The organism is Arthrobacter sp. zg-Y916 (assembly GCF_020907385.1).
GTDB lineage: Bacteria > Actinomycetota > Actinomycetes > Actinomycetales > Micrococcaceae > Arthrobacter_B > Arthrobacter_B caoxuetaonis.
The window spans coordinates 37,595-62,017 of the sequence record NZ_JAJJOD010000007.1 but is presented as its reverse complement, the minus strand read 5'-3'; the positions used below and the strand labels follow the sequence as shown (position 1 = coordinate 62,017).

Sequence of the window (24,423 nt, the reverse complement as noted above, 5' to 3'; positions counted from 1 at the left end):
GGCTTGCGGCTGAGACCCGGGCAGCATGGCTTGTCAGGCCGTGCTGCCCGGGCCTTTCTCGGGCCCTGGGACTTTCCGGGCGGCCGGCACAGCCGGGCGTCACGGATACGCTCATTCCGTGCGGGATCGCCTAACCTGAGCGAATGCCCAAACCCGTACTGACCATCCTTGCCGGCTCCCGTCCTGTGACCGGATTGGAGCGGCTGGAAGCGCTCGCTGACGTGCGCCTGGCCACGGACGCGGCGGAGCTGGCCGCTGCGCTGCCGGGCTCGGAAATCGTGTACCTCTGGGACTACTTCGCCGACGGGCTGCGCCAGGGATGGGCTGGGGCGGACGCCCTGAAATGGGTGCACCTTCCCGCGGCCGGCGTGGACCGGCTGCTCTTTCCGGAGCTCGCGGCGTCGAACGTGACTGTCACCAACGCCCGCGGCATCTTCGACGCGGCGATGGCCGAGTACGCCTTGGCCGGGATCCTCTACTTTGCCAAGAACTTTCCGCGCGCCACGCTGAACCAGCGGGAGCGCCTGTGGAAGCACTTCGGCACGTCCAACCTCGCAGGCACCCGCGCGCTGGTCGCCGGCACGGGGAGCATTGGGCGCGCCACCGCCCGGCTGCTGCGCGCCGTCGGCATTGAGGCCGACGGCCTGGGCCGCACCGCCCGGAACGGCGACCCCGACTTCTTTGCGATCCACAACAGTGCGGACTTTGCCTCCGTTGCACGCGGGTACGACTACGTCATCCTTGCCGCGCCGCTGACGTCCGGTACCCGGGACATGCTGAATCAGGAAGTCCTCGCGGCCATGCGCCCGAGCGCGGTGGTGGTCAACATGGGCCGCGGCGAACTCGTGGACCAGGACGCCCTCGTGGCCGCCTTGTCGGCCAACGGGATTGCCGGAGCTGTCCTCGACGTGACACACCCCGAACCCCTGCCCGAATCCGATCCGTTGTGGGGCCTGGACAACGTGCTCATCACCCCGCATCTGGCCGGCGATTCGCGGACCCACCTGCCTGCCCTGGCCGCCCAGTTCGAGGCCAACCTGGTGGCGTACCGTGAAGGCCGTCCGCTGGCGAACGTGGTGGACAAGCGGCTGGGATTCGTGGTGTCGGGCGGCTGATCAGCCGGGATTCCCCGTCGGGGTTTTCGCCGCAATTTCCCGCCGCGGTTTACGGGCTGAATGGGGTTATGTCCCCTTCACCATCGGTGTACCATCTGGTACATCGATGCGCTGTGAGGCGCATCGCAAGGCATGGACTTCCCCAAGGAGGCGCCGCTATGGGCGTTCCGAACCCCCAAAGTACAGTCCGCCGCTGGCGGATCGATGACATCACTCCCGATTTCCAAAATTACGGAGTCTGGGATCTGCCCACCCCGGGCGGCCGGGATGACTTTCCCCGTTTGGTCCAGTTGTTTGCAGGCGGCACGACGGCGGACAACCCCTCCCGCATTGCCCGCCTGCTTTTCGCCATCCGGTGGAAGCTCGGTGCACTGCTGGGCTGGGACGATGCTGACTCCGGTATCGGCCGGAGGGTGGACTCGCTGCGCAGCCGCCTGCCGGCCGATCTTCGCCGGGCAGCACCCGGTCCGGCCTTCAGCACGCTCCCTTTTACGCCCGTCTTCCTGCTGGAAAACGAGTCCGCCGCGGAAATGGCCAACAGCACGATGCACGGAGTGCTGCACCTGCGCTGGGTGCCGGATCAGCGCGGTGCCGACGGCGGCCAGAATGCCCAGGGTGACGCTGACGGTGCTTACCACGGACAGCTGGCCGTGCTGGTGAAGCCCAACGGGCTGTTCGGCCGCGCCTACATGGCGGGGATCAAGCCGTTCCGGCACCTGCTGGTCTATCCGCCCCTGCTGCGCGGAATCGGCCGGGAGTGGCAGGACCTCAGCGCGCAGGGCAGCGGCGGGACCGCATGACGGCCGGCAGCGCATGAACGACAGCCAGACCGGATCCAGCCGGGAGCAGCTGCTGGAGGCAGCACTTGGCTACTTTGCCAAGAACGGCGTGCAGAACCAGAGCCTGCGCAGTCTCGCCTCCAGCATCGGCACCAGCCACCGGATGCTCAACTACCACTTTGGGTCCCGTGAAGGACTCCTGACCGAGGTCGTGGCCGCCGTCGAACGCCGCCAGCGCGGCGCGTTCGAGCAGCTGCTGGATGCCACCGGACCTGCCGTCCTGCCGCGGCAGGCCGTCCAGGACTTCTGGGACCGGATCGTGGAAGAGACACTCACCTACGGCCCGCTGCTCTTTGAGCTGGCTGCCCATGCCATGCAGGGGGAACCCCATGCGCAGGGACTGCGGGACACGCTGGTTCCGCCCTGGTTGGACGCCCTCGAGGAGATGCTCGTCCGCTCCGGACGGGAGCCCCGGGCGGCCAGGGCGCAGGCGCGGCTGGCCCTCGCCGTCGTCAACGGCCTGCTGTTCGATCTGCTGCTCACCGGAAACCGGGAGGGCGTGACGGAAGCGCACCGCGCGTTCATGGAACTGGCCTTCGCGGATCTGCCCAGTTTCGGCAGCAGCGCGTAGCGCAGTCAGGGTTCCCCTCGGCTGCGGACAGCGCTGGCCGTGAATCCTTTCGGGCGGATGATCGGGGCGGGGCTGGGCGGGCGGTGCTCAGGGCGCAGGATCGATCTGCCCTCGCTTCTTTTGCTGCACTAACGATGCTTAGAGGGTGTTGGCTCCATCTCTTGCTGCACTAACGTCGGAAAGCGGACGGCAAAGCGACGTTTGTGCAGCAAGAGATTGATTCCGGGGCTCTAACCGACGTTATTGCAGCAGCAGATGCCCCGGCTGCCGAAGTTCCGCGCGAATACACGGGGGCGCTGCCATAACTCCCACACATCGTTACGCGTGTTAAGGGTGTGACCACAGGAGCTAACAGCTGTCCCATTGGCTGGGAACCTTGGCGTCCCAACTGGGGGTCCCAGCCCGTGGCGGGCCCAACTGGTGCACCCAGCAAGCCCAGCCCACGTCCGGCCCAATACGTGCGGCCCAACAACCCCAAACCCGCACCCAGCCCGCGGCAGGACCGAAAGTCGCTACAGCCGGGGAGTCCGCGGCGGTTCGGTCCGGCGGCTGCCCGTGGCCTCAAAAGCGGCAGCCAGCCGGAGCAGTGCGGTGTCATCCCAGCCGCGGCCTGCGAAGGTCAGCCCCACCGGCATGCCGGTATCCGCCATGGTGCCCATCGGCACGGTGACGGTCGGAATGCCCAGGTGCCGGGGAACCAGGTTGCCGTTCGCCACCCACACGCCGTTGGCCCAGGCCGCGTCAGCAGACTCCGGGTTCACATCCGCATCCGCGGGACCGACGTCGGCCATTGCCGGGAACACGACAGCATCCAGGCCGAGGGCATCCATCCAGTCCTCCAGATCCCGACGCCGGGTCTCCTCCAATCCACGCACACCGTCGGCGAGGTGCGGGATGTCGGTAAAGGACGCCACAGGGTTGGCCCGGACGTGGGCGGGATACTCGGCGATGTCGTCGTCGAACCCGGTGTACCGGTCCGGCAGCGCTCCTTCGGGGTGCGGGAAGATCGCGGCGCCGTCGACGTCGGCCAGCCGGTTGAGGCGCGGATCGCCGTTGGCGGACAGGAAGTCATCCCACGCCCACGCGGAAAGGTCCACGATTTCGCGGTGCAGGAACTCCGGGCTCACGAGTCCCCGGGTGGCGATGGTCGGTGCACCGGGCCTGTCGCCCTCGTAATTGGTGACGGCTGGGAAGTCCACCTCCACGACCTCGGCGCCGGCGGCTTCCAGGTCCCGACGCGCGGTCTGCCACAGGGCCAGGACGGATTCCCGGGTCTCAATCCGCTGCCCGGTGGGCCCGCCGATCCCGGGGGATTCTGCAGTGCCGGCGTCCGGGTCGGCGTTGACGTACATCTTCGGCACGCCAAAGCGGCGCCCGGCCAAGGCGCCGCGGGCGGCGGCGGGATCGGCGACGGCGAGGTCAGCGTACGACGGCGGCCGCACCTCGGACGCGGCCGGAACCTTCACCCAGGGCTGGGCACGCCAGAAATCTCCGCGGGTCTCTGCGTCGTCGGCAACGATCACGTCCAGGACTTCCAGCAGGTCAGCCATGGTGCGGGTGTGCGGGACCACCACGTCCATGGTCGGGACCAGCGGCCAGTTCCCGCGCACGGAGATCACCCCGCGGGACGGGGTGTAGGCGCACAAGGCATTGCACGACGCCGGTGCGCGGCCCGAGGACCAGGTCTCCTCGCCCAGGCCGAATGCCGCGAAGCTCGCCGCCGTCGCCGTGCCCGATCCGTTGGAGGAACCGGACGCGAAGGCCGACGTGAGGAAACCTGCGTTGTAGGGGCTTTCGGCCCGGCCGTACAGGCCGCGCTGCATGCCGCCGTTGGCCATGGGCGGCATGTTCGTCAGGCCGATCAGCACCGCTCCGGCTTCGCGGAGCCGGCCGATCGTGAAGGCATCCTGCTGCGCGACCAGGTCCCCGAACGCCGGGGAGCCTGCCGCCACGGTCAGTCCCCGGGCCTTGAAGCTGTCCTTGGCCGTGTACGGAATCCCGTCCAGCGGGCCGCGGGTTTCACCGCGGGCGCGGCGGGCATCGGAGGCGCGGGCGTCGGCCAGGGCTTCCGGGTTCAGGACGATGACAGCGTTCAGCCGCGGGCCGGATTGGTCGTAGGCCTCGATGCGTGCCAGGTACGCGCGGGTCAGCTCTTCGCTGGTGACGGTCCCGGCCTGCAGTGCAGCGCGCAGCTCGGCAATGCCGGCCTCGACGACGTCGAACATCAGGCGCCCGCCTCAGCCGCGCTTGCCTTAGCGGCGCTTGCGTCAGCGGCCGCGCCTGCTTTAGGCATGCTGCCCAGGGGAGCCGGCTGCTGCTGGGTGATGCAGTGGATGCCGCCGCCGAACTCGAAAATGTCCCGCGCGTCGACCAGTTCAATGGTCCGCCCCGGATAGGCGCGGCCGAGGATGTCGGCGGCAGCGGCGTCGTTCGCATCCTCGAAGGCGCAGAGCACCACCACATTGTTGGCCACGTAATGGTTGATGTAGGAGTAGTCCACGAAGCCGTCCCCGGCGTCGATCACGGTGGGGGCGGGCACATCGATGAGTTCCAGGGTCCGGCCGCGGGCGTCCGTCGCGGCCTCCAGGACCGCACGGATCTCCTGCATCACGTCACGGTCGGGGTGGCGGGAATCGTCCTGGCGGTGCAGCAGCACGGTGCCCGGGGAAGCGAAACATGCCACGATGTCCACGTGCCCGCGGGTGCCGAATTCGTCATAGTCCCGGGTCAGGCCGCGCGGCAGCCAGATGGCTTTGGACGTCCCCAGCCGGGCGTGGATTTCGGCTTCGACGGATTCCCGGGTGGCCCCGGGATTCCGGCCCGGATCGAGCTGGACGGTTTCGGTGAGCAGCACGGTGCCCTCGCCGTCGGTATGGAACCCGCCGCCCTCGTTGACCAGGGTGCTGGCGTGCACCGGCACTCCGGCGCGGCCGGCGGTGAACCGGCCCAGGTGCTGGTCCTTGTCCCACGCCGCCCAGTCCTGCGCACCCCAGCCGTTGAAGATCCAATCCACGGCGGCTACGGAACCGTCCGCGGCATGGACGAAGGTGGGTCCGGAGTCGCGCAGCCACGCGTCGTCCAGGGGGACCGGGAGCACCGTGATGCCGTCTCCCAGAAGCTCGTGTGCCTGGGCCACATCAGCGGGATCGGCGAGGACAGTGACCGGTTCGTAGCGGGAGATGGTGCGCGCGACGGCGGACCAGGCACGGCGGGCCCGGGCCAACGTCCCGCTTCCGGGATCCCCGAACGTGTCATTCGACGGCGGGAACGCCATCCAGGTGCGCTCGTGCGGAGCCCACTCGGCGGGCATGGCGGAGGCGGTCGAGGTGCTGGCGGGGTGCATGTCTTCGGAGTTCCTTCGGGTCGGTCAGGACAGGGTATCGGCCGCGGCGGAAAAGACCGTCCTGCCGCCGGTAACGGTCAGTAACACCGAGTTGGCCAGCAGGTCCTCCGCCGGTCCGGCAAGCGGGTCGGCGGCCAGGACGGTGAAGTCCGCCAGGTGCCCGGGGCGAATCTGCCCAAGGCTGGCCTCCGCACGGCAGGAGTAGGCGGCGTCGCGCGTGGCGTGGCAGAGGGCATCGGCCAGGTCCATGGCGTAGCGGGGCAGGTTCGCGACCAGCTCCGGGTCCATGGCGGACTTGCGAGTGGCCGCGACGTACAGGTTGGGCAGCGCCTGGTACGGGGCGGTGGGGGCGTCCGTGCTGATCGCCAGGACGGCACCGGCCTCGCTGAACTCGGTCCAAGGGTAGGCCCGCTCGGTCCGGTCATCGCCGAGCATGGCACGCCAGTTGTCCTGGATGGCCGGATCCGCGTGGACCGGCTGGACGGAAGCGACGACGCCGAGGTCCGCCAGGCGCTGGACGTTGGCTTCGGTGACGGTTTCCAGATGCTCGATCCGGTGCCGGCGTGTATCCGCCGGTCCGTTGACCCGCACCGCATGTTCCAGGGCATCGAGGGCGATATCCGAGGCTTCGTCACCGATCGCGTGCAGGGCGACCTGCAGTCCGGCGGCATCTGCGGCGGCCACTACGGGGAAGAGCGCTTCGCGGTCCCAGATCGGCCCGGAAGTGCTGCCGTCGGCGTAGGGCTCCTTCATGGCGGCGGTGCAGCTGTCGATCACCCCGTCCACAATGACCTTTATCCCGCACAGCTGCAGCCAGGCGGCCGTGCCGTTCGCGGCCAGTTCCGCCGCGAGTTCCTGCGCCCGGGCCACCTGCGCCAGGTTCTCTTCGGTGCTGTCCCTGCGGTGGATCAGCCAGTGGCCCTTCACCCGGAGCGGCAGCGTGCCGCCGTGCCGGACTAGGGCGCGGGTGAACGCGGCGACGTCGTCGTCCCCCACTGCCATGTCCACGGCGCCGGTGACTCCGGCCGCGGCGTAGTGGGCGAAGGCGGCTTCGAGCCAGGCGTCGCGGTCTTCGTCGCGGGCCGCGTTGGCCAGGGCCGGCCAGACGATCTGCACGGCAGCGGTTTCATACAGCATGCCGTCGGCGGTTCCGGAGGAACCGCGGCCGATCCGTCCGCCGAGCGGGTCGGGGGTGCTGCCGTCGATGCCGAGTTCGGCCAGCGCGGCGCTGTTGACCCAGACCGAGTGCAGGTCATTGGAGTCCAGGTAAACCGGGCGGTCGGGTACGGCGGCGTCGAGCAGATCCCTGGTAGGTTCCGCACCGCCAAGTGCGCTGTGCAGCCAGCCGCTGCCCAGGACCCGGGGCAGTGCCGGGTTGTCCCGGACCGCCTGCCGCAGGCGTTCCTGCAGGTCGGCGAGGGTTTCCGCATCCCGGAGCTGGACCTTGCCGAGGGCCTGGCCGGTCATCAGCAGGTGGGTGTGCGCGTCGATGATTCCGGGCAGGACGAACGCTCCGCCGAGATCGACCGTTGTGGCGCCGTCGCCCGCGGCCTGGGCTGCGGGGGCGGTGTCCCCAGCGAAGAGGAAGCGCCCATTCTCGACGACGAACGCTTCGACGGTGGGCGGTTCGACGGCGTCCGCCTCGTTATGCAGCCCGGCTGCATGCGGTCCCGTGGCCGTGAAGACGATGCCGTTGGTGTAGAGCGTGCGCATCAGGCGACCGCCGTCGTCGTCGTGGTTTCGGCGGGGAGTGCCGCTGCCTTTTCGGCGCGGACCGAGTAACGGGAAATGATCACGAACGGGACCAGCAGGATCAAGGTCATCACGGCCAGGAGGATGCCCAGCGCCGAGTAGCCGGCCGAGGCGGAGACCGCAGTGCCGAGGAACGGGGCAAAAGCGGAGCCGATGAGGTAGACCCCGAGCGCCGGAGCGGACCATTTGCCGGAGGCGTCCAGGGCCGCGGCGATGGCAATGATGTAGATGAAAGCGATCAGGTACAGGGTGTTCCAGAGAATGATGACGGCCATGTAGAGGCCGGAATCCTCGACCGTGCCGGAGATGAATTTCATGGCGGCACCGGCCACCAGCACAACGGCCAGCGGTACGGTGCGGCCCAGCCGGCGGCCGGCCAGCCCGACCAGGGCAGAGCCCAGCAGTCCGCCGAGCGTGGACAGGCTGAGCACCAGGCCCATGCCGGTCTCATCCAACCCGGCCTGGTCTGCGCCCATGGTCGCGGCGACGGCCCAGAGCGAATCCTCGCTCAGGCCCCAGAGGGCAAAGCAGATCAGCAGGCCAAGCCCGGCGAGTGTTGCTTTGCGGGAGGGGTTGCGGATGCCGACGCCGGTGCCTGCGGGGGTGCCGGTGGCTGCGGCCGGTTTGCGCTCCGGCGCTGCCGTGGCGGGCACCAGTGTGGCGGCGGGCGCCGCCGTCGGGCTGTCCGGAAGCCAGGAGGTAACCAGCAGGGCCGCCAGCGCGAGCCCTGCCAGCAGGCCGAACGCACTGCCCATCCCGGCGCCCAACGCCGGAATCACGAACAGCACGACGGACACGATGGCCCGGTTCGTGAAGCCGCTGATGCCGGAGGCACGGTCCGGATTGCGCAGTGCACCCAGCGCGGCACCGGCGGAGGACACCGCGCCGCCGGCCCCAAGGCCGCCGAGAATGACGCCGGCAATCACTGCGGGTTCGGACGGAAGGAACGCTGCCGCACCGAAGCCGGCGGCGGTCAGCACCAGGCCGGCCCGGGCAATCAGGTAACGCCCGGACGCCGCCGCCCAGCGCGAGGTCAGGATGCAGGAGAGCGCGCACGCGAGCAGGGACGCTGTCATCAGCGTGCCGGCGGCCGTGACGGAGAAGCCGAGGTCCGCCGTGAGGGCGACGATCATGATCGGCACCAGGTTGGCCGTCATGAACCCGATGACGCCGATACCGAAGACGGAGACGGCCCGTTTGGGGGTGAGGGGAACCCGTCCCCCGGCGGAAATGGGCTGGACCATGATGTCTCCCTCGGTGCGTGCGGTGGAAAGTAAATGAATGAATTTCATTTACTTTCGGGCACGCTGGCCCGTTGCGCAATAGTAAAACGAAAGGGTTTCAGTTAACTCTGTGTAAACTCCTGGGCCCGCAGCCCCTCGATCAGGACTTCCAGTCCCAGTTCAAAGGCGGCTTCCGCCCGGCCCTCGATGGTAAACGGTGCCTGCAACGCGCGGTCCAGCGCGGGAAAGTCACCCGGGGGAGGGGCCCACACGACGGCCGGGGCCGTCAGTTCCATAACCGAACCAAGTACCAGGTTATCGATCAGTGACAGCGCGGACACGATGCGGTTCGGCGGCAGGCCGGCCTGCTCCAGGGCGAGCGCCATCGTCTCGTAGGCAGCCAGGGCGCCGGCATCCTGGACGGTCTGGGCCAGGATCAGCGGCACCAGCTGCGGGTGGGCTGCGATGCAGCGGCGGTAGGCGCGGACGACGGCGCGCAGTGCCTCGTCCCACGGCAGGTCCTGGACGGGCAGCTGGAGCTTTTCGGAGAAGACGCGCGCGCGGATGAGTTCGATGATGTGTTCGCGGTTCTGGATGTGGTTGTAGAGCGAGGACTGGCTGACCTCCAGTTCCCGGGCGATCCGGGGGAAACTGAAGTTCCCGGTCGTATCGATCAGTTCCAGCGCCGTCGTAACGATGGCCTCGGCCGAAAGCAGCGGCGAGCGGGGGCGGGGCATGGCGGGACTCCTCGATTAGTAGTGTCCACCAATCTACCGATACGGCGGCCGGCGGCGGTGGCGCAGCCTTCCACGAGCAGACCCAGCGGGCCTGCCGCCGTACCGTGACTGTCGCAGCGCCGCCGTCGTACCCCTATAGGAGGCTCTGCCCTCCCGCAGGGTCCGTACCCGGGGCTAAGCTCCGGGCATGAACTGGGGAAATTTCTGGACGGCAGTCTCGGACTGGGCCATCACCTGGATTCCTGTGCTCGGACCGCTGGGCATCCTGACGACGGCACTGGTTGCCTACTTTGCGTACCGGCAGAAACTCGAGGCAGACCGCCGCGCCCAGTGGTGGGTCCGGGCGCAGTGGGCGCTCGAAGCATCCCTGAGCGCAAATCCGCGCCGTTCGCTGGCCGGCCTGGCGGTGCTGAATGACCTGAAGACCAGCTCGCTCGCCACCCGTGAAGACCGGGAGTTGTTCCGGCTCATTGCCCTGACGGCACGGGATGAACTTCTGGGTGAGGCTGCGCCGCCGGCCTCGGTGCGTGCGCGTGAGGCAGCTGGGTCCGGGTCCGGTGACCGGACTGTCCTGGCGACGCGGATCCTGGAGCAGGCTCATCTGCTGCTTGGATCCGCAGAGCCGGAAATGCGCCCGCCAGGAACCCGCCTGCCGGGAACCCGGGGCGCCGCTCCTACGGGTCCGCCGCCGCCGTCCCGCCAGGAGGAACCGAGCGCCTAAGCGGGGTGGTGCTTCAGCACCAGCCTGCCGGCATCCCAATCTCTGCGGCTCCTTGCCGCCCATCCCAGCTGCTCCTACCGTAGAAGGACCCGGAACCATCGACCCCGCAACTGGGAAGGGCAGGCCACTTGCCGTGCGGCGTCCGGACCCTGCGAGGCGATCATGGGCACACAACCGAACGATCCTATGTACAGCTACGGACAGGGCTATCCCCCGAGCGGGGTGCGCTCCAACCAGGGATGGGGGCTGGCGCTCGCCGGGCTGATCTTCGGGGTGGTTGCCCTGGGAATGTTCTGGATCCCGCTGATCAACTACCTGGCACTGGCGCTGGCAGTGGTGGGACTCGGACTCTCGATTGCGGCGCTGGTCATCGCTGTGCGCCGCGGTACTACGGCCAAGATCCTGTCCATCGCTGCTGTTATTGTCTCCGGGCTGGCGTTCGTGCTGTGTGCGATGGCTATCTTCCTGTGGGGTGCCCTTTTCAGCAGCATCGGTGAAGACGAGGACACCACAAGATATGTGCCCGCACCCACAGTCACCATCACTAGTCCGGCTGCGACAGGGAGTTCGGGCGGGATGGCTCCTTCGTCGTCGGCCCCGTCCACCGGAACCGGCACGTCAACCGGCACCTCAACAGGTGCGACGAGCTCCGCTACCTCGTCCGAATAGGCGCCTTCGCTCCGGGGTGGTCGGGCAGCTCCGCTGCCTGGGCCGGCGCCTCCGCTGGCATGAGCGTGCCGAGCCGTGACCCCCAAAGGTTCACCGCGAGCAGGGACCCAAGAATCAGCAACAGTCCGCAGCCCTGGCCGGCGCTGAAGGACTCCCGCAGCACAACAGCACCTGCCACCGCGGCGACGACGGGACTGAGCAGCGACAGGAAAGTCACCTGTGAGGCCGGCAGACGTGTGATGCCGCGGAACCACAGCCAGTACGCCAGCACGGTGCCGGCAAGCGCGAGATAAACATAGCCCGCAATGTTCACGGCCGTGAGGGACGGCAGGGAGGCACCTTCCGCCACAAGCATCACCGGAACGAGGAAGAGCCCGCCGGCCACCAGCTGCCAGGCCGTCGAAACCAGCGGACCGGCCGGCGGCTGCCAGCGCTTAGCCAGCACTATCCCGGCTGCCATCGACACGGCACCTCCCAGTGCCGCCAGCACCCCCACGACGTCGAGCCGGGCATTGGCCTGCAGGACCAGCAGCCCTACCCCTGCTGCTCCGGCAACACCGGCGCCCAGTTTCAGGGGTGTCAGCCGCTCGCCCAGCAGCCGCACCGCCAAGCCAGCCACGATCAAGGGCTGCACCGCTCCAACCAGGGCGGCCACTCCGCCCGGCAGCCGGTACGCCGCCACAAACAGCAGGGCAAAAAACACCCCGAAATTCAGCAGCCCCAGCACCGCCGATTTCCACCACCAGGCTCCGGAGGGCAGCCGGCGCAGGACGACCAGCAGGATCAGTCCGGCGGGAAGGGAGCGCAGCACGGCAGCCAGCAGCGGCCGGTCCGGCGGCAGCAGTTCGGAGGTCACGAGGTAGGTCGTGCCCCAGATGGCCGGAGCAAGGGCAGTCAGGATCAGGAACAGCAATTTACTAAGCACTTAGCAATAATTACTTAAGCACTTAGCAATGTCTAGACTGGAGGCATGAGCGACCACGTCGACAACGTCCTGGCCCAGTGGGCCGCAGAGCGCCCTGACCTGGACGTTTCCCCGATGGCTGTCCTTGGCAGGCTCAGCCGGGCCTCGCGCCGGCTGGACGCCGAACTTGCGCAGACCTTCGCCACCCACAACCTCGACGCCGCCGGATTCGACGTCTTGGCGACCCTCCGCCGGGCAGGTGCTCCCTACGCGCTCAGCCCCAAGGACCTGGCCGCCGGCGCCATGGTGACGTCCGCTGCCGTCGCACAGCGGCTCAATAAGCTCGAGGCGCGCGGTTTGGTGGAACGCTCCCGGAACGACGACGACGGCCGCAGCACCCGCGTGACGCTCACCGAAACGGGCAGGCAGCTGGTCGATGCCGCGCTGCCGGACCACGTCGCCACGGAGCATCGGCTGCTCGAGCCGCTCACCGGCGTCGAACGCCAGACGCTCGCGAAGCTGCTGGCAAAACTCGGCGGCTGACGCCCAATCTCCGGCACATGGTATTCGCGTAATCCGGACCGAAAACGGGGTGCGCACTTCCGCCGGAGGGGCCGGGAGGGGAAGGCTGCCTAAGTACGCAGCACTGCGCAAGTCACTACGCCCTCCAAGGAGCTGGTTTCCCGTGTCTTTCCATCCGCCCCGCCCCCGCACCCGCGTGGCCGCAGTCCTCGCCACTGTCTGCGCGGCTAGCCTGATCCTTATGCCGTCAGCAGCCGCCGCCCCAGGACACGGACATGGCTCCGGCCACTCCTCCGGCCACGGCCACGGTCACGGTCACGGAAACGGACACGGACCTAAACCCGGTCACCCCGGGCATCCAGGCAAACCGGACAAGCCGGGCAAGCCAGGCAAGGACCAAACCGCCACGGTAACCGTGATGGGCACCTCCGACCTGCACGGTTACATCGAGAACTGGGACTACTTCAAGGATGCGGAGTACGACGACGCTGCGGGCAACGATGTGGGTCTCGCCAAAATCTCGGCACTGGCCAACCAGGTCCGGGCGGACCGGGGAGAAGCCAATACCCTGCTGATCGATGCCGGTGACACGATCCAGGGGACGTCGCTCACGGACTACTTCGCCAACGTCGAGCCGATCACCGAGACCGGCGAAATCCACCCCATGGCGGCCGCCATGAACGCCATGGATTACGACGCCGCCGCGCTGGGCAACCATGAATTCAACTACGGCACCGACCTCCTCGCAGAGTTTGAGGACCAGCTGGACTTCCCGCTGCTGGCGGCTAACGCCGTGGATGAGAACACCGGCAAACCCGCCTTCACCCCCTACATCATCAAGACAGTGAAGCCGAAGGGGAATAAGCCGATCAAGGTCGGCATCCTGGGCCTGACGAATCCGGGCATTGCCATCTGGGATAAGGGCAATGTGGAGGGCAAGCTGCGCTTCCCGGACCTGGTGGAGACGGCAGCGAAGTATGTGCCGCGGATGAAGGCCGCGGGCGCCGACGTCATTGTGGTCAGTGCACACTCCGGAACCTCCGGCACCTCCTCCTACGGCGACGGACTGCCGCTGGAAAATGCTGCCACGCAGGTAGCCGAGGAAGTCCCGGGGATCGACGCGATCCTGGTGGGCCACGCGCACCAGGAAATCCCGGAACACTTCGTCACCAACAAAACCACCGGCGAGCAGGTGCTGCTGACCGAGCCGCTGAACTGGGGCATGCGCCTGTCCGTCATGGACTTCGAGCTCACCAAGGTGCGCGGGAAATGGGACGTGACGTCGGCGTCGTCCTCCCTGCTGAATGCCAACACCGTGGAGCCGGATCCGGTGGTCTCCGGCCTGGTGCGCGATGCCCACCAGCGGGTGATCGACTACGTCAACACCCCGGTGGGCACAGCTACGGAATCCATGCCGGCGGCGGAATCGCGGTACCGGGACACCGCGGTGATCGATTTCGTCAACGAAGTCCAGGCCGACGCCGTCGAGCGGGCGCTGGCCGGCACCGAAAACGCGGGACTTCCGGTGCTCTCCATTGCTGCACCGTTCAGCCGCACGGCCGTTATCCCCGAAGGGCCGGTGACCATCCGCGACATCGCCGGACTCTACGTCTTTCCCAACACGCTCTACGCGGTGGACATGACCGGCGCGCAGATCAAGGATTACCTGGAGTATTCGGCGAAGTACTTTGTGCAGACTTCTCCGGGTGTTCCGATTGATCCGGAGACGCTGACCAACGCGGACGGCACTCCGGACTACAACTACGACATGTTCTCCGGGATCTCCTACGACATCGACATCTCCCAGCCGGCGGGGCAGCGGATCACCAACCTGATGTACGACGGCGCTGCGCTGGATCCGGCGCAGCACTTTGCCGTGGCCACGAACAACTACCGCCAGTCCGGCGGCGGGAACTTCCCGCACATTGCCACAGCGCCGGTGCTGCTCAACCAGCAGACCGAAATCCGCCAGCTCCTCATCGATTACGTGGTGGCGAACCAGAGCATCGACCCGTCCGCGTTTGCGGAGGAGAACTGGCGGCTGGTCCGCGCCGGGGTGCCGGTGTTCGGCTAACGGCAGCGGGCAACGCCGGCAGTCCCGCCACCGCCGGCAGTCCCGCGGCCAGTCACAATGACGGGAGTTGTTGTGACCTGCGTCATGCCTCCAGTACAGTGTCTGCACCAGCACAGTTTCGACTATTGAATCGCCTGTTCAAATAACGAACACGCTAATCCGGTCGGACACCCGCAAGAAGACACAACGAAGTGAGGACACCCGTGCAGTTCCACCACCACGGCTACGTATCCGGCGATCCGCGCGTACAGCCCGCAGCCGGCGTCGGAATCAACCGGCCCGAAGAGCTCCCCGATGAGATGGATGTGCTCATTGTCGGCTCCGGTCCCGCCGGCATGCTCGCCGCCGCACAGCTGTCCCAGTTCCCGGACATCACCACCCGGATCATCGAACGCCGTGACAGCCGGCTGGTGATCGGCCAGGCCGACGGCATCCAGGCACGCAGCGTGGAAACCTTCCAGGCTTTCGGCTTCGCGGAGGAGATCATTGCCGAGGCCTACCGGATCACCGAGATGTGCTTCTGGCGCCCGGATCCCGAGAACCCGCAGAACATCGTCCGCTCCGGCCGCGCGCTGGACGATCCGACCGGCATCAGCGAGTTCCCGCACCTGATCGTGAACCAGGCCCGCGTGCTGGACTACTTCGCCCGTGTCATGGCGAATTCACCCACCCGGATGAAGCCGGACTACGGTTATGAGTTCGTGGACCTGGAAGTCGACGACGACGCCGAGTACCCGGTAACAGTCACCCTGCGCCGGACTGCCGGCCCGGACGAAGGCGCCGAGCGCATCGTCAAGGCCAAGTACGTGGTGGGCTGCGACGGCGCCCGGAGCAAGGTCCGCCAGTCGATCGGCAGCACCCTGGCCGGCGACGCCGCCAACCACGCCTGGGGTGTCATGGACGTCCTGGCCAACACCGACTTCCCGGACATCCGCACCAAGTGCGCCATCCAGTCCTCCAACGGCGGCAGCATCCTGCACATTCCGCGCGAAGGCGGGCACCTGTTCCGCATGTACGTGGACCTGGGTGAAGTTGCCGAGGACGACAACGGTGCTGTCCGCCAGACGAGCATCGAAGAAATCATCGATAAGGCCAACGCGATCCTGCACCCCTACACGCTCGACGTGCGCAACGTGGCCTGGCACAGCGTCTACGAGGTGGGCCACCGGCTCACCGACCGGTTCGACGACGTCCTGCCCGAGCAGATTGGCAAGCGCACCCCGCGCGTCTTCATCACCGGCGATGCCTGCCACACCCACAGCGCCAAGGCCGGCCAGGGCATGAATGTGTCCATGCAGGACGGGTTCAATATTGCCTGGAAGCTCGGCCACGTGCTGGACGGCCGCGCCCCGGAAAGCCTGCTCGCCACCTACTCCGCCGAACGCCAGGTGGTCGCCAAGAACCTGATCGACTTCGACAAGGAATGGTCCACACTGATGGCCAAGAAGCCCGAGGAGTTCGAGAACCCCTCGGACCTCGAGGACTTCTACGTCCGCACTGCCGAGTTCCCCGCCGGCTTCATGACCGAATACACGCCGTCCATGCTGGTCGGCGAGGCCCGGCACCAGGACCTGGCGACGGGCTTCACCATCGGCAAGCGCTTCAAGTCAGCTCCGGTGCTGCGCGTCTGCGACACCAATCCGGTGCAGCTCGGGCACCAGGCCAAGGCTGACGGCCGCTGGCGGATCTACGTCTTCGCCGACGCTGCCGAGGCCGGCACGCCGTCGCCGACCACGGAGCTCGCCGAGTGGCTGCAGAACGCTCCGGAATCACCGCTCGCCGCGCAGCCGGCCGACGGCGACGGGGATGCCTGGTTCGACGTCAAGGTCATCTACCAGCAGGACCACACCGGCATTGACCTGGGCGCGGTTCCGGCGGTCTTCAAGCCGCAGGTCGGCCCGTTCAAGCTGAATGACCTCACCAAGGTCTACGGCACCGACCCGGCGGCGGACATCTTCGAGCAGCGCGGCCTGGACCGCGGCGGCGTCGTCGTTGTGGTCCGCCCGGACCAGTACGTTGCCAACGTGCTGCCGCTGACCGCGACGGCGGAGCTCGGTGAGTTCTTCGCTCCGCTGCTGCCGGCGCGCCAGGCACAGCACTAGTACACATAAGCAAAGGACGACGGCGGCACTTTCGGTGCCGCCGTCGTCCTCTGCGTTAACGCCGGCACAGTTTCGCCGGCCGAATATTTGCCGCTCGCCCTCCCGGCCAACCGCGCCCGGCCGTACGCTGGGCTGAGCACAGCTCCGCTCCCGCCGCCCAGGGATGGCACTATGACCGAACCCGCATCTGAGGGCTTCCTGGAGAAAAACCGTGTCCGGACGCTGGCCGCCCTCTCGGTTCCGGCGGTCCTGGTCGGCGTGGTTTCGGCCCTGATCCTTTTTGGCCTGGACGAGCTCAGCTACCTGCTCCAGGAATTGCTCTGGGATGTGCTGCCGCACGCAGCGGGCATCGATCCCGACGGCGGCTGGTGGGTTTTCGGGATGCTCACCGCCACGGGCCTCGCCGTCGGGCTGATTGTCCGGTACCTGCCCGGCCATGCCGGACCCGACTCCGCGGCAACCGAGTTCGGCGGACCTGCCCTCCCGCTGAAGGTGGTGCCCACCCTGGCAGCAGCAGCGGTGATCGGCCTGGCCGGCGGAGTCAGCCTGGGCCCGGAAAACCCTGTCATTGCGATCAACACCGCGGTCCTCACCGCCCTGCTGACCCGCCTGTTCAGCCGGGTCCCGGCCCGCCTGATCATCGGACTCACCGTCGCGGGAACGGTGGGCGCCCTGTTCGGCACGCCGGTGGCCGCTGCCCTGCTCTTCACCGGAATGGCCGGGTCCATGGCCGGCAAGGCTGCCCTGTTCGACAAGTTGTTCCTTCCCCTTGTCGCTGCCGGTGCCGGCGCCGCAACCATGATCCTGCTGGGTGGCACACTGCTGAAGTTCAGCCTGCCGGATGCCGGCGGGGACACGGATCTCTGGGATGTGCTTGCCGGCCTGGTCATCGCGCCGGTGGCCGCCGCCCTGGGGCTGGCCGGGGTGTTTGCGTTCCGGTGGGCGCACCGGCTGTTCCACCGGCTGGCCAATCCCGTGCTCTTCACCACCCTGGGCGGTGCCCTGCTGGGACTCCTGGGCGTGCTCGGCGGCCCGCTCACGCTGTTCAAAGGCGCAACCGAATCGGGGGAACTGCTGCGCAGCACCGGGGAGTCCTTCGGCTATCTGCTCTTTCTGGCGGTGGTCAAGCTCGCCGCCCTGGTGGTTGCCTCGGCTGCAGGTTTCCGCGGCGGCCGGATTTTCCCCGCACTGTTTGCCGGCGTCGCCTTCGGCTTGGCCGCCAACGCGCTCCTGCCGGATGTTCCCGTCAGCGTCACCGTCTCAACTGCGGTCCTGGGCCTGGTGCTGGCTGTGGCCCGGGACGGCTGGCTTGCGCTGTTCGTCGCCGTCATCATCACCGGCGACGCAACCGTGACGGCGCTGCTGTGCCTGGCCGTGCTGCCGGCGTGGCTGGTGGTCACCAACGCACCGCACTGGCTGGCGGACGACGGCGGCGACGGCGTACGCCCCCGCAGGACCGCCTAGCAGGCTCTCGAGTTCTCGCAGTTCGGGGCTGTTGGAGCCGGGATGGGGCGGGATACGATTCCGGCCACAAACACAGTCCATTGCAAAGGAGCAAGGCATGAAAGCTGTTCGGGTGCACGCCTACGGAGAAGACGCACGCATTGACGATGTACCGGAGCCGGAAATTACCGGCCCGTGGGACGTGCTGGTCCAGGTAGGAGCCGCGGGGGTCTGCCGCACCGATCTGCACATCCTGGAAGGACAATGGGATGCTCTCCAGCGGCCCACGCTGCCCCACATCCTCGGCCACGAAAATGCAGGCTGGGTGCTGGATGTTGGCTCGGCGGTAACGAACGTGGCACCGGGCGACACCGTCATCATGCACCCGGTGACCTCCTGCGGACTGTGCCCGCCCTGCCGTGCGGGACAGGATTCGCACTGTGAAAACTCCACCTTTCCGGGCCTGAACACCGACGGCGGCATGGCCGAGCTGCTCAAAACCAACGCCAGGGCCGTGGTTAAGCTGGATGCCTCGGTGCGCCCCGCGGACGTGGCCGCCCTGGCCGACGCCGGCCTGACCGCTTACCACGCCGTGCGGCGGGCCGTACCGCTGCTGCCGCCGGGATCCGAGGCCGTGGTGATCGGTGCCGGCGGGCTCGGCCATATAGGGGTGCAGTCGCTGAAGGCGCTGACCGGAGCCCACATCACGGTTGTCGACACCTCGGACGAGGCGCTCGCCCTGGCCAAGGAACTCGGCGCCGACGCCACCGTGAACCCCCATGACCTGCGCCCCGCGGCCCGCGCTGTCGGCGAGCCGTTCGTGGAGGCCGTCGTGCTTGCCGTCCTGGACATCACCTGCGGGGGAGCCCACGTGGTCTTCGACTTCGTGGGGGAGAGGGGCACGGAGATCACGGGACCGGCGATGCTCCGCAACCGCGGCAGCTACTACGCCATAGGGTACGGCGGGACACTGGCCCTGCCGACCATCGACCTCATCTCCCGCGAAATCAGCGTGGTGGGAAACCTGGTGGGCACCTACCAGGATCTCGCGGAACTGATGACGCTGAACTCCCAGGGCGAGATCACCCTGCATACCACCACCTATGACCTCCTCGATGCGGTGCAGGCCCTGCACGACCTCGACGCCGGCAAGCTCACCGGCCGGGCCGTCCTGGTGCCGGACCGTGGCTGAACCGGAGGCAGAGCGGGTGCCGGACGGCCGGAGGGCCGTGGTGCTCGGCGGGGGAGTGCTGGGACTTTCCACGGCGCTGGAGCTGCTGCGCGGAGGAGCTGAGGTGCTGCTGGTGACCGAGTCGGAGGTTGGCAGCGGAGCATCCGGGCGCTCGTTGTCCTGGCTGAACGCCGGGGGCAGCTACGCAGAATCCTACTTCCGGCTGCGGATGGCCGGCATCGACCGTTACCGGACCCTGCTGGCACGGCATCCGGAGGCGGACTGGCTGGCGTTCGGCGGCGGCCTGTACTGGGACGATGATCCGTTCGTGGTCATCGACCGGCACAACGCGCAGACCCGCCGCGGCTACGAAGCACGCATGCTGGGGCGGGACGACGCCGCCGCCCGGGTGCCGGGGATCGACCCGGGGGTGCTGCCGCACCGGGTGCTGGCCAATCCGGGCGAAGGCTGGGTGTCCCTGCCGCATCTTATGGCGGGGATGGCCGGGGAATTCACCATGCTCGGCGGAACGTTGATTGAACACGCCGGGCTGTGCACCGTGCTTGGGGAAAGCGGCGGGCCGGTGCGCGGGGTGAGCACGGCTGCGGGCCGGGACTACCGGTCCGACGCCGTCGTCCTGGCCTGCGGGGCGGGTACGCCCGCCGTGCTGGCGGCAGCCGGAATCGAGCTGCCCGACGCCTCGGATCCGGCGATGCTCCTGATCAGCCGGCCCCTGGAGCACGGTCTGCGGACCGTGCTGAACACGCCCCGGATCTCCCTGCGGCCCCACCCCGGCGGACGGCTGGCCATGGACCACACCTGGTACCTGGACCGGGTGAAACAGAACGCGGACGGCAGCTGGGACGTGGACGAAGACATCCTGACCGAGGTGGCCGCAGAAGCTTCCCGGCTGCTGGCCGGCAATCCGGAGGTGGCCGTGGAGGCCTGGCAGCCCGGCCTGAAGCCGGTTCCCGGCGACGGCGAACCGGTCTTCGGAGAGCTGCAGGCTCTGCCTGGCTGCTGGGTGTTGTTCACCCATTCCGGTGCCACGCTGGGGCTGATTGGCGGCGAGCTGGCCGCCGGCGAAATCCTGACCGGACGCCGGCATCCGCTGCTGGAACCCTTCCGGCCTGAACGGTTCGGCTACGGCTGGGAATCCTAAACGCCCGGCAGCCCGAAGTCAGCCGTGCTGCTCCGGGGAGGGAATGGCACTGGACAGTGCCGCGGGATCGGAGAGCAGCGGGCTGAAGGCCAGTTCGGCCGCCCCCACCAGCAGCAGGTCGGCGCCCAGGGCAGCACGGCGGATCTCCACCGATCCGCCCAGTCCGCCAATGGCACCGGCTGCAACGGCGCGGTGCAGGCGCTCAGGGTCGAACGCCCACAGCACGCCCAGGAAGCCGCCGAGCAGGACGGTCCGGGGGTTGAAGACATTGACGAAGTTCACGACTGCCTCGCCGAGCAGGTCCAACTGCCTTTCGGCCTCGGCACGGAAGCCCGCGGAATCCTTTGCGGCCGCCATGGCAGCCTCCAGCTCGTCCAAATCCGCGTGCCCTAACCCCAGGGCCTCAAGCAGGCCGCCGAGATTGACCTCGGTTTCCAGGCATCCGCTCCGCCCGCAATGGCAGGGCAGGCCGTCGGTGCGCACCAGGGTATGACCCAGTTCGCCGGCGAAGCCTGCTGCTCCACCCAGCGGAACGCCGCCCACTACCGCGCCGCCGCCGATACCGCTGGCGCTTCCGTTCAGGTAGACCACGTTGGCTTTGCCGACTGCGGCACCGAAGACGCTTTCGGCAAGGGTTCCCAGTGTGGCGTCATTGCCGGCATAGGCGGGAAGCCCCAGGGCATCCTGAAGCGCCGTGGTCAGCGGCTCGTCCTCCCACTTCAGGTGCGGAGCCAGCCGGACAGAGCCGTCCGAGCTGTCCACCAGGCCCGGAACCGCAGCGCCGATGCCGATGACGCGGTCCATCAGCGCCAGGCTGGACGCCATGCCGCCCACCACGGTCCGGGTGATATCCACGGCCTCGGCCACGCTCGGACACCTCTCGGTTTCGTGGCGGATCCTGCGGTGCACCTTGCCGCCCAGGCCCACCAGGCCCACGGTGACGGCGTCGACGTCGGGATGGACTGCCAGCACCGCGATGCGTTCGTTGGCGTGCACGCGGGGACTGGGACGCCCTGCCCGGGCGGCCGCCGCCGGCTCGGTTTCATACGCCAGGCCAAGGCGTCCCAGCTCGGTGGTCAGGGCTCCCACAGTGGACCGGTTGAAGCCGGTGAGACGGGTCAGCTCAGCCCGGGAAAGCGGTCCGCTGCGGTGCAGGAGAGTCAGCACGCGGGCAAGATTCTGCGCCCGGATGCCCTCGCTGCGCGGTTTTCCCGGTTTTGTCGGCATGCGTTGGATCTTTCTCGTAACGGGCAGGGGACGTTCGATTGTTGCACGTAACAGCAAAAAAACGGGATCAATTCGCCCGGAAAGAACAACGGAAAGCCGTTGACAGCGTCCGTTCCGACTCATATGTTGTAGGCCACAACTAATCTCCAAAAACCTCAAGCCGGGAGTGCACCATGCCAACGACGCCATCACCTGCCGACCACTTCACCTTTGGGCTCTGGACTGTCGGCTGGACCGGGAATGATCCGTTCGGCGTACCCACCCGGCCCGACCTTGACCCGGTGGAAGCCGTCCACAAACTGGCCGAGCTGGGTGCCTACGGGGTGACCTTCCATGACGATGACCTGATCCCGTTCGGTTCCTCCAACCAGGACCGGGAACTGATCCTGAAGCGCTTCACCAGTGCCATCCAGGACGCCGGCCTCAAGATCCCCATGATCACCACCAACCTGTTCAGCCATCCGGTGTTCAAGGACGGCGGCTTCAGCTCCAATGACCGTTCCGTGCGCCGCTTCGCGCTCCGGAAGGTACTGCGCAACATCGACCTCGCTGCGCAGCTGGGGGCGGAGACCTTCGTGATGTGGGGCGGGCGCGAAGGCGCCGAATACGACGGCTCCAAGGACCTCTCCGCCGCACTGGACCGGATGCGGGAAGGGGTGGACACCGCAGCCGGCTACATCAAGGAACAGGGCTATGGCCTGAAGATCGCGCTGGAACCGAAACCGAACGAACCCCGCGGCGACATCCTGCTTCCCACCGTCGGCCATGCCCTGGCGTTCATCGCCGAACTGGAGAACGGCGACATCGTTGGCCTGAACCCGGAAACCGGCCACGAGCAGATGGCCGGACTGAACTACACCCACGGCATTGCCCAGGCGCTCTGGGCCGGGAAACTCTTCCACATCGACCTCAACGGGCAGAAGTCGATCAAGTACGACCAGGACCTCGTCTTCGGCCACGGCGACCTGACCAGCGCCTTCTTCACCGTGGACCTGCTGGAAAACGGCTTCCCGGGCGGCGGACCGAAGTACGAGGGCCCGCGCCACTTCGACTACAAGCCCTCCCGCACCGACGGGTACGACGGCGTCTGGGCCTCCGCTGCGGCGAACATGTCCATGTACCTGCTGCTCAAGGAACGGGCGCAGGCGTTCCGCGCCGACCCGGAGGTCCGCGAGGCCCTGGAAGCCTCGGGCGTGTTCGAACTGGGCGAGCCGACGCTCGCCGCCGGGGAAACGGCCGCGGACCTGATTGCGGATTCGGCATCCTTTGAGGACTTCGACGCCGGTGCTGCCGCACAGCGGAACTTCGGCTTCATCCGGCTGAACCAGCTGGCCCTGGAACACCTCCTCGGAGCCCGCTGACCCTCCCGCCGATCCGTCCAGAAAGGTACGCCCATGCCGCTAGTGGCAGGAGTGGACAGCTCCACGCAGTCCTGCAAGGTCGTGATCCGCGACGCCGAGACCGGTGCCCTGCACCGGCAGGGCACCGCCCGCCATGCACCGGGGACAGAGGTGGATCCCGAAACGTGGTGGAGCGCGCTTCTTGAAGCCGCGGACGCGGCGGGAGGGCTCGACGACGTCGCGGCGATCGCGGTCTCCGGCCAGCAGCACGGCATGGTCTGCCTGGACGCTGACGGTGCCGTGGTGCGCCCGGCCCTGCTCTGGAACGACACCAGGTCTGCCGGTGCCGCAGCAGACCTGGTTGCCGAGGCCGGGCCTGACGGGGCCCGGTATTGGGCCGACACCACGGGCAGCGTCCCGGTGGCCTCCTTCACCGCAACGAAGCTTCGCTGGCTGGCCGGGAATGAACCGGACAACGCCGGCCGGACGGCGGCGGTGTGCCTGCCGCACGACTGGCTCACCTGGCGCCTGGCCGGCTACGGTCCGGGCAGCGGAGCCGAAGGACTGGCCGCCCTGCGGACCGACCGCTCCGATGCTTCAGGCACCGGATACTGGTCACCGGCAACGGGCCAGTACCTGCCGGAGATCCTGGAAACGGCCCTCGGCCACGTTCCCGTCCTCCCCAAAGTGCTCGGCCCCCTGGAACCAGGGCTGCAGACGCCATCCGGAGCCATTCTCGGCCCGGGAGCCGGAGACAACGCAGGCGCGGCCCTGGGCGTCGGGGCCGGGGTCGGCGACATCGTGGTTTCCGTCGGCACCTCAGGCACCGTGTTCGCCGTCGTGGACCAGCCCACAGCGGACCAGACCGGCCTCGTGGCAGGATTCGCCGACGCTACGGGCAACTTCCTGCCGCTGGCTGCAACCCTCAACGCGTCCCGGGTGCTCGATGCGACCGCGGCGCTCCTCGGCGTCGGGCTTCCCGAACTCACCGACCTGGCGCTCTCCGCCGAGCCGGGCTCCGGGGGCCTCACGCTCGTGCCCTACTTCGAAGGTGAACGCACACCGAACCTTCCCGAGGCGAAGGCCAGTCTGCACGGAATGACGCTGGCCAACTACACGCCGGCGAATCTGGCACGGGCCGCCTTCGAAGGGGTGGCCTGTTCGCTGGCAGACGCTTTCGGTGCGTTTACTGAGCTGGGCATCGAGGCCCGCCGGATCATCCTGGTGGGCGGCGCGGCGCGCTCTGCGGCTATGCAGCAGGCACTTTCCTCTGTGCTGGGAATGCCGGTGGACGTGCCCGAGCCCGGGGAGTACGTAGCCGACGGTGCGTCCCGGCAGGCGGCCGCTGTGCTGGCAGGCCGGTGGCCGGAATGGAAGACCCAGGACTCCCTGACGGTTGCCGAGGCTCCCGCGCCCCGGGTGCTGGAGCGCTACCTGGCAGCGGCGCTCGGCCAGTACGGTGCCGCTTCTCCCAGCGTTCCGGCCGCCGGGTAACGCAGGGATCCGGG

At 68.0% G+C, this 24,423-nt stretch carries 21 protein-coding genes; 13 read left to right on the top strand and 8 right to left on the bottom strand.

Features of this window, described 5'->3' with window-relative positions:
• Positions 1-143 precede the first annotated feature (143 nt).
• From LOC59_RS12300 to LOC59_RS12290, 3 genes are all read left to right on the top strand, one after another.
• On the top strand, positions 144-1,115 hold the full coding sequence (locus LOC59_RS12300) for a D-2-hydroxyacid dehydrogenase (RefSeq protein WP_227895416.1): 972 nt from the start codon (positions 144-146) through the stop codon (positions 1,113-1,115).
• A 158-nt stretch (positions 1,116-1,273) separates the two neighbouring features.
• Positions 1,274-1,915 (top strand): DUF2867 domain-containing protein, encoded by a 642-nt coding sequence (locus LOC59_RS12295; protein WP_227895415.1) that lies wholly within the window; start codon positions 1,274-1,276, stop codon positions 1,913-1,915.
• A 13-nt stretch (positions 1,916-1,928) separates the two neighbouring features.
• On the top strand, positions 1,929-2,525 hold the full coding sequence (locus LOC59_RS12290) for a TetR/AcrR family transcriptional regulator (RefSeq protein ID WP_229972246.1): 597 nt from the start codon (positions 1,929-1,931) through the stop codon (positions 2,523-2,525).
• Positions 2,526-3,037: 512 nt separating this feature from the next.
• Here LOC59_RS12290 and LOC59_RS12285 read toward each other — a convergent pair.
• The 5 genes from LOC59_RS12285 to LOC59_RS12265 all read right to left on the bottom strand — a co-directional run bounded on the left by LOC59_RS12285 (position 3,038) and on the right by LOC59_RS12265 (position 9,580).
• Positions 3,038-4,750: an amidase gene (locus tag LOC59_RS12285; RefSeq protein ID WP_229972245.1), complete on the bottom strand. Its 1,713-nt coding sequence runs from the start codon at positions 4,748-4,750 to the stop codon at positions 3,038-3,040.
• Complete coding sequence (locus LOC59_RS12280) at positions 4,750-5,868, bottom strand: agmatine deiminase family protein (RefSeq protein WP_227895412.1); 1,119 nt, start codon at positions 5,866-5,868, stop codon at positions 4,750-4,752. Before LOC59_RS12280 ends, LOC59_RS12285 begins: the two co-directional genes overlap by 1 nt.
• Before the next feature lie 24 nt (positions 5,869-5,892).
• A complete protein-coding gene (locus LOC59_RS12275; RefSeq protein ID WP_229972243.1) occupies positions 5,893-7,581 on the bottom strand; it encodes an amidohydrolase in 1,689 nt (562 codons plus the stop codon).
• Positions 7,581-8,864 (bottom strand): MFS transporter, encoded by a 1,284-nt coding sequence (locus LOC59_RS12270; protein WP_229972241.1) that lies wholly within the window; start codon positions 8,862-8,864, stop codon positions 7,581-7,583. The genes LOC59_RS12275 and LOC59_RS12270 overlap by 1 nt, the downstream gene beginning before the upstream one ends.
• 101 nt (positions 8,865-8,965) lie before the next feature.
• Positions 8,966-9,580 (bottom strand): TetR/AcrR family transcriptional regulator C-terminal domain-containing protein, encoded by a 615-nt coding sequence (locus tag LOC59_RS12265; RefSeq protein ID WP_229972238.1) that lies wholly within the window; start codon positions 9,578-9,580, stop codon positions 8,966-8,968.
• Positions 9,581-9,767: 187 nt separating this feature from the next.
• On the opposite strand from LOC59_RS12265, the gene LOC59_RS12260 reads away from it, so the two are divergent.
• Both LOC59_RS12260 and LOC59_RS12255 read left to right on the top strand, forming a co-directional pair.
• Complete coding sequence (locus LOC59_RS12260; RefSeq protein ID WP_229972236.1) at positions 9,768-10,301, top strand: hypothetical protein; 534 nt, start codon at positions 9,768-9,770, stop codon at positions 10,299-10,301.
• A gap of 162 nt (positions 10,302-10,463) precedes the next feature.
• Positions 10,464-10,970, top strand: a complete 507-nt coding sequence (locus LOC59_RS12255; RefSeq protein ID WP_227895407.1) for a hypothetical protein — start codon at positions 10,464-10,466, stop codon at positions 10,968-10,970.
• Here LOC59_RS12255 and LOC59_RS12250 read toward each other — a convergent pair.
• A complete protein-coding gene (locus tag LOC59_RS12250; RefSeq protein WP_229972234.1) occupies positions 10,954-11,895 on the bottom strand; it encodes an EamA family transporter in 942 nt (313 codons plus the stop codon). The genes LOC59_RS12255 and LOC59_RS12250 overlap by 17 nt on opposite strands.
• A gap of 45 nt (positions 11,896-11,940) precedes the next feature.
• On the opposite strand from LOC59_RS12250, the gene LOC59_RS12245 reads away from it, so the two are divergent.
• The gene (locus LOC59_RS12245) at positions 11,941-12,417 is read left to right on the top strand and encodes a MarR family winged helix-turn-helix transcriptional regulator (RefSeq protein ID WP_229972232.1); all 477 of its coding nucleotides are present in this window, start codon (positions 11,941-11,943) and stop codon (positions 12,415-12,417) included.
• A 226-nt stretch (positions 12,418-12,643) separates the two neighbouring features.
• Here the strand turns inward: LOC59_RS12245 and LOC59_RS12240 are convergent, their stop codons facing one another.
• Complete coding sequence (locus LOC59_RS12240) at positions 12,644-12,796, bottom strand: hypothetical protein (RefSeq protein WP_229972230.1); 153 nt, start codon at positions 12,794-12,796, stop codon at positions 12,644-12,646.
• Positions 12,797-12,814: 18 nt separating this feature from the next.
• Here LOC59_RS12240 and LOC59_RS12235 point away from each other — a divergent pair, with 18 nt between their 5' ends.
• From LOC59_RS12235 to LOC59_RS12215, 5 genes are all read left to right on the top strand, one after another.
• Positions 12,815-14,470 (top strand): bifunctional metallophosphatase/5'-nucleotidase, encoded by a 1,656-nt coding sequence (locus LOC59_RS12235; protein ID WP_229972228.1) that lies wholly within the window; start codon positions 12,815-12,817, stop codon positions 14,468-14,470.
• Positions 14,471-14,673: 203 nt separating this feature from the next.
• Positions 14,674-16,572 (top strand): FAD-binding monooxygenase, encoded by a 1,899-nt coding sequence (locus tag LOC59_RS12230; protein ID WP_229972440.1) that lies wholly within the window; start codon positions 14,674-14,676, stop codon positions 16,570-16,572.
• A gap of 171 nt (positions 16,573-16,743) precedes the next feature.
• The gene (locus LOC59_RS12225) at positions 16,744-18,036 is read left to right on the top strand and encodes an ion channel protein (protein WP_229972226.1); all 1,293 of its coding nucleotides are present in this window, start codon (positions 16,744-16,746) and stop codon (positions 18,034-18,036) included.
• A gap of 97 nt (positions 18,037-18,133) precedes the next feature.
• Positions 18,134-19,207, top strand: a complete 1,074-nt coding sequence (locus LOC59_RS12220; RefSeq protein WP_229972224.1) for an NAD(P)-dependent alcohol dehydrogenase — start codon at positions 18,134-18,136, stop codon at positions 19,205-19,207.
• The gene (locus tag LOC59_RS12215) at positions 19,200-20,348 is read left to right on the top strand and encodes an NAD(P)/FAD-dependent oxidoreductase (protein WP_229972222.1); all 1,149 of its coding nucleotides are present in this window, start codon (positions 19,200-19,202) and stop codon (positions 20,346-20,348) included. The genes LOC59_RS12220 and LOC59_RS12215 overlap by 8 nt, the downstream gene beginning before the upstream one ends.
• Positions 20,349-20,366: 18 nt before the next feature.
• Here the strand turns inward: LOC59_RS12215 and LOC59_RS12210 are convergent, their stop codons facing one another.
• Positions 20,367-21,575 carry an ROK family protein gene (locus tag LOC59_RS12210; protein WP_227916264.1) on the bottom strand — a complete coding sequence of 403 codons (1,209 nt, stop codon included), beginning with the start codon at positions 21,573-21,575 and terminating at the stop codon, positions 20,367-20,369.
• A gap of 173 nt (positions 21,576-21,748) precedes the next feature.
• Between LOC59_RS12210 and xylA the strand changes: the two genes are divergently transcribed.
• Together xylA and LOC59_RS12200 are read left to right on the top strand one after the other, a co-directional pair.
• The gene (gene xylA / locus LOC59_RS12205; RefSeq protein WP_227895398.1) at positions 21,749-22,936 is read left to right on the top strand and encodes a xylose isomerase; all 1,188 of its coding nucleotides are present in this window, start codon (positions 21,749-21,751) and stop codon (positions 22,934-22,936) included.
• Positions 22,937-22,969: 33 nt separating this feature from the next.
• Positions 22,970-24,409, top strand: a complete 1,440-nt coding sequence (locus LOC59_RS12200; RefSeq protein WP_229972220.1) for a xylulokinase — start codon at positions 22,970-22,972, stop codon at positions 24,407-24,409.
• The last annotated feature ends 14 nt before the right edge of the window (positions 24,410-24,423 follow it).

Coding starts and splice junctions, on each gene's coding strand:
- LOC59_RS12300 (WP_227895416.1), top strand. CDS start 144: ATGCCCAAACCCGTACTGACCATCCTTGCCGGCTCCCGTCCTGTGACC.
- LOC59_RS12295 (WP_227895415.1), top strand. CDS start 1,274: ATGGGCGTTCCGAACCCCCAAAGTACAGTCCGCCGCTGGCGGATCGAT.
- LOC59_RS12290 (WP_229972246.1), top strand. CDS start 1,929: ATGAACGACAGCCAGACCGGATCCAGCCGGGAGCAGCTGCTGGAGGCA.
- LOC59_RS12285 (WP_229972245.1), bottom strand. CDS start 4,750: ATGTTCGACGTCGTCGAGGCCGGCATTGCCGAGCTGCGCGCTGCACTG.
- LOC59_RS12280 (WP_227895412.1), bottom strand. CDS start 5,868: ATGCACCCCGCCAGCACCTCGACCGCCTCCGCCATGCCCGCCGAGTGG.
- LOC59_RS12275 (WP_229972243.1), bottom strand. CDS start 7,581: ATGCGCACGCTCTACACCAACGGCATCGTCTTCACGGCCACGGGACCG.
- LOC59_RS12270 (WP_229972241.1), bottom strand. CDS start 8,864: ATGGTCCAGCCCATTTCCGCCGGGGGACGGGTTCCCCTCACCCCCAAA.
- LOC59_RS12265 (WP_229972238.1), bottom strand. CDS start 9,580: ATGCCCCGCCCCCGCTCGCCGCTGCTTTCGGCCGAGGCCATCGTTACG.
- LOC59_RS12260 (WP_229972236.1), top strand. CDS start 9,768: ATGAACTGGGGAAATTTCTGGACGGCAGTCTCGGACTGGGCCATCACC.
- LOC59_RS12255 (WP_227895407.1), top strand. CDS start 10,464: ATGGGCACACAACCGAACGATCCTATGTACAGCTACGGACAGGGCTAT.
- LOC59_RS12245 (WP_229972232.1), top strand. CDS start 11,941: ATGAGCGACCACGTCGACAACGTCCTGGCCCAGTGGGCCGCAGAGCGC.
- LOC59_RS12235 (WP_229972228.1), top strand. CDS start 12,815: ATGGGCACCTCCGACCTGCACGGTTACATCGAGAACTGGGACTACTTC.
- LOC59_RS12225 (WP_229972226.1), top strand. CDS start 16,744: ATGACCGAACCCGCATCTGAGGGCTTCCTGGAGAAAAACCGTGTCCGG.
- LOC59_RS12220 (WP_229972224.1), top strand. CDS start 18,134: ATGAAAGCTGTTCGGGTGCACGCCTACGGAGAAGACGCACGCATTGAC.
- LOC59_RS12210 (WP_227916264.1), bottom strand. CDS start 21,575: ATGCCGACAAAACCGGGAAAACCGCGCAGCGAGGGCATCCGGGCGCAG.
- xylA (WP_227895398.1), top strand. CDS start 21,749: ATGCCAACGACGCCATCACCTGCCGACCACTTCACCTTTGGGCTCTGG.
- LOC59_RS12200 (WP_229972220.1), top strand. CDS start 22,970: ATGCCGCTAGTGGCAGGAGTGGACAGCTCCACGCAGTCCTGCAAGGTC.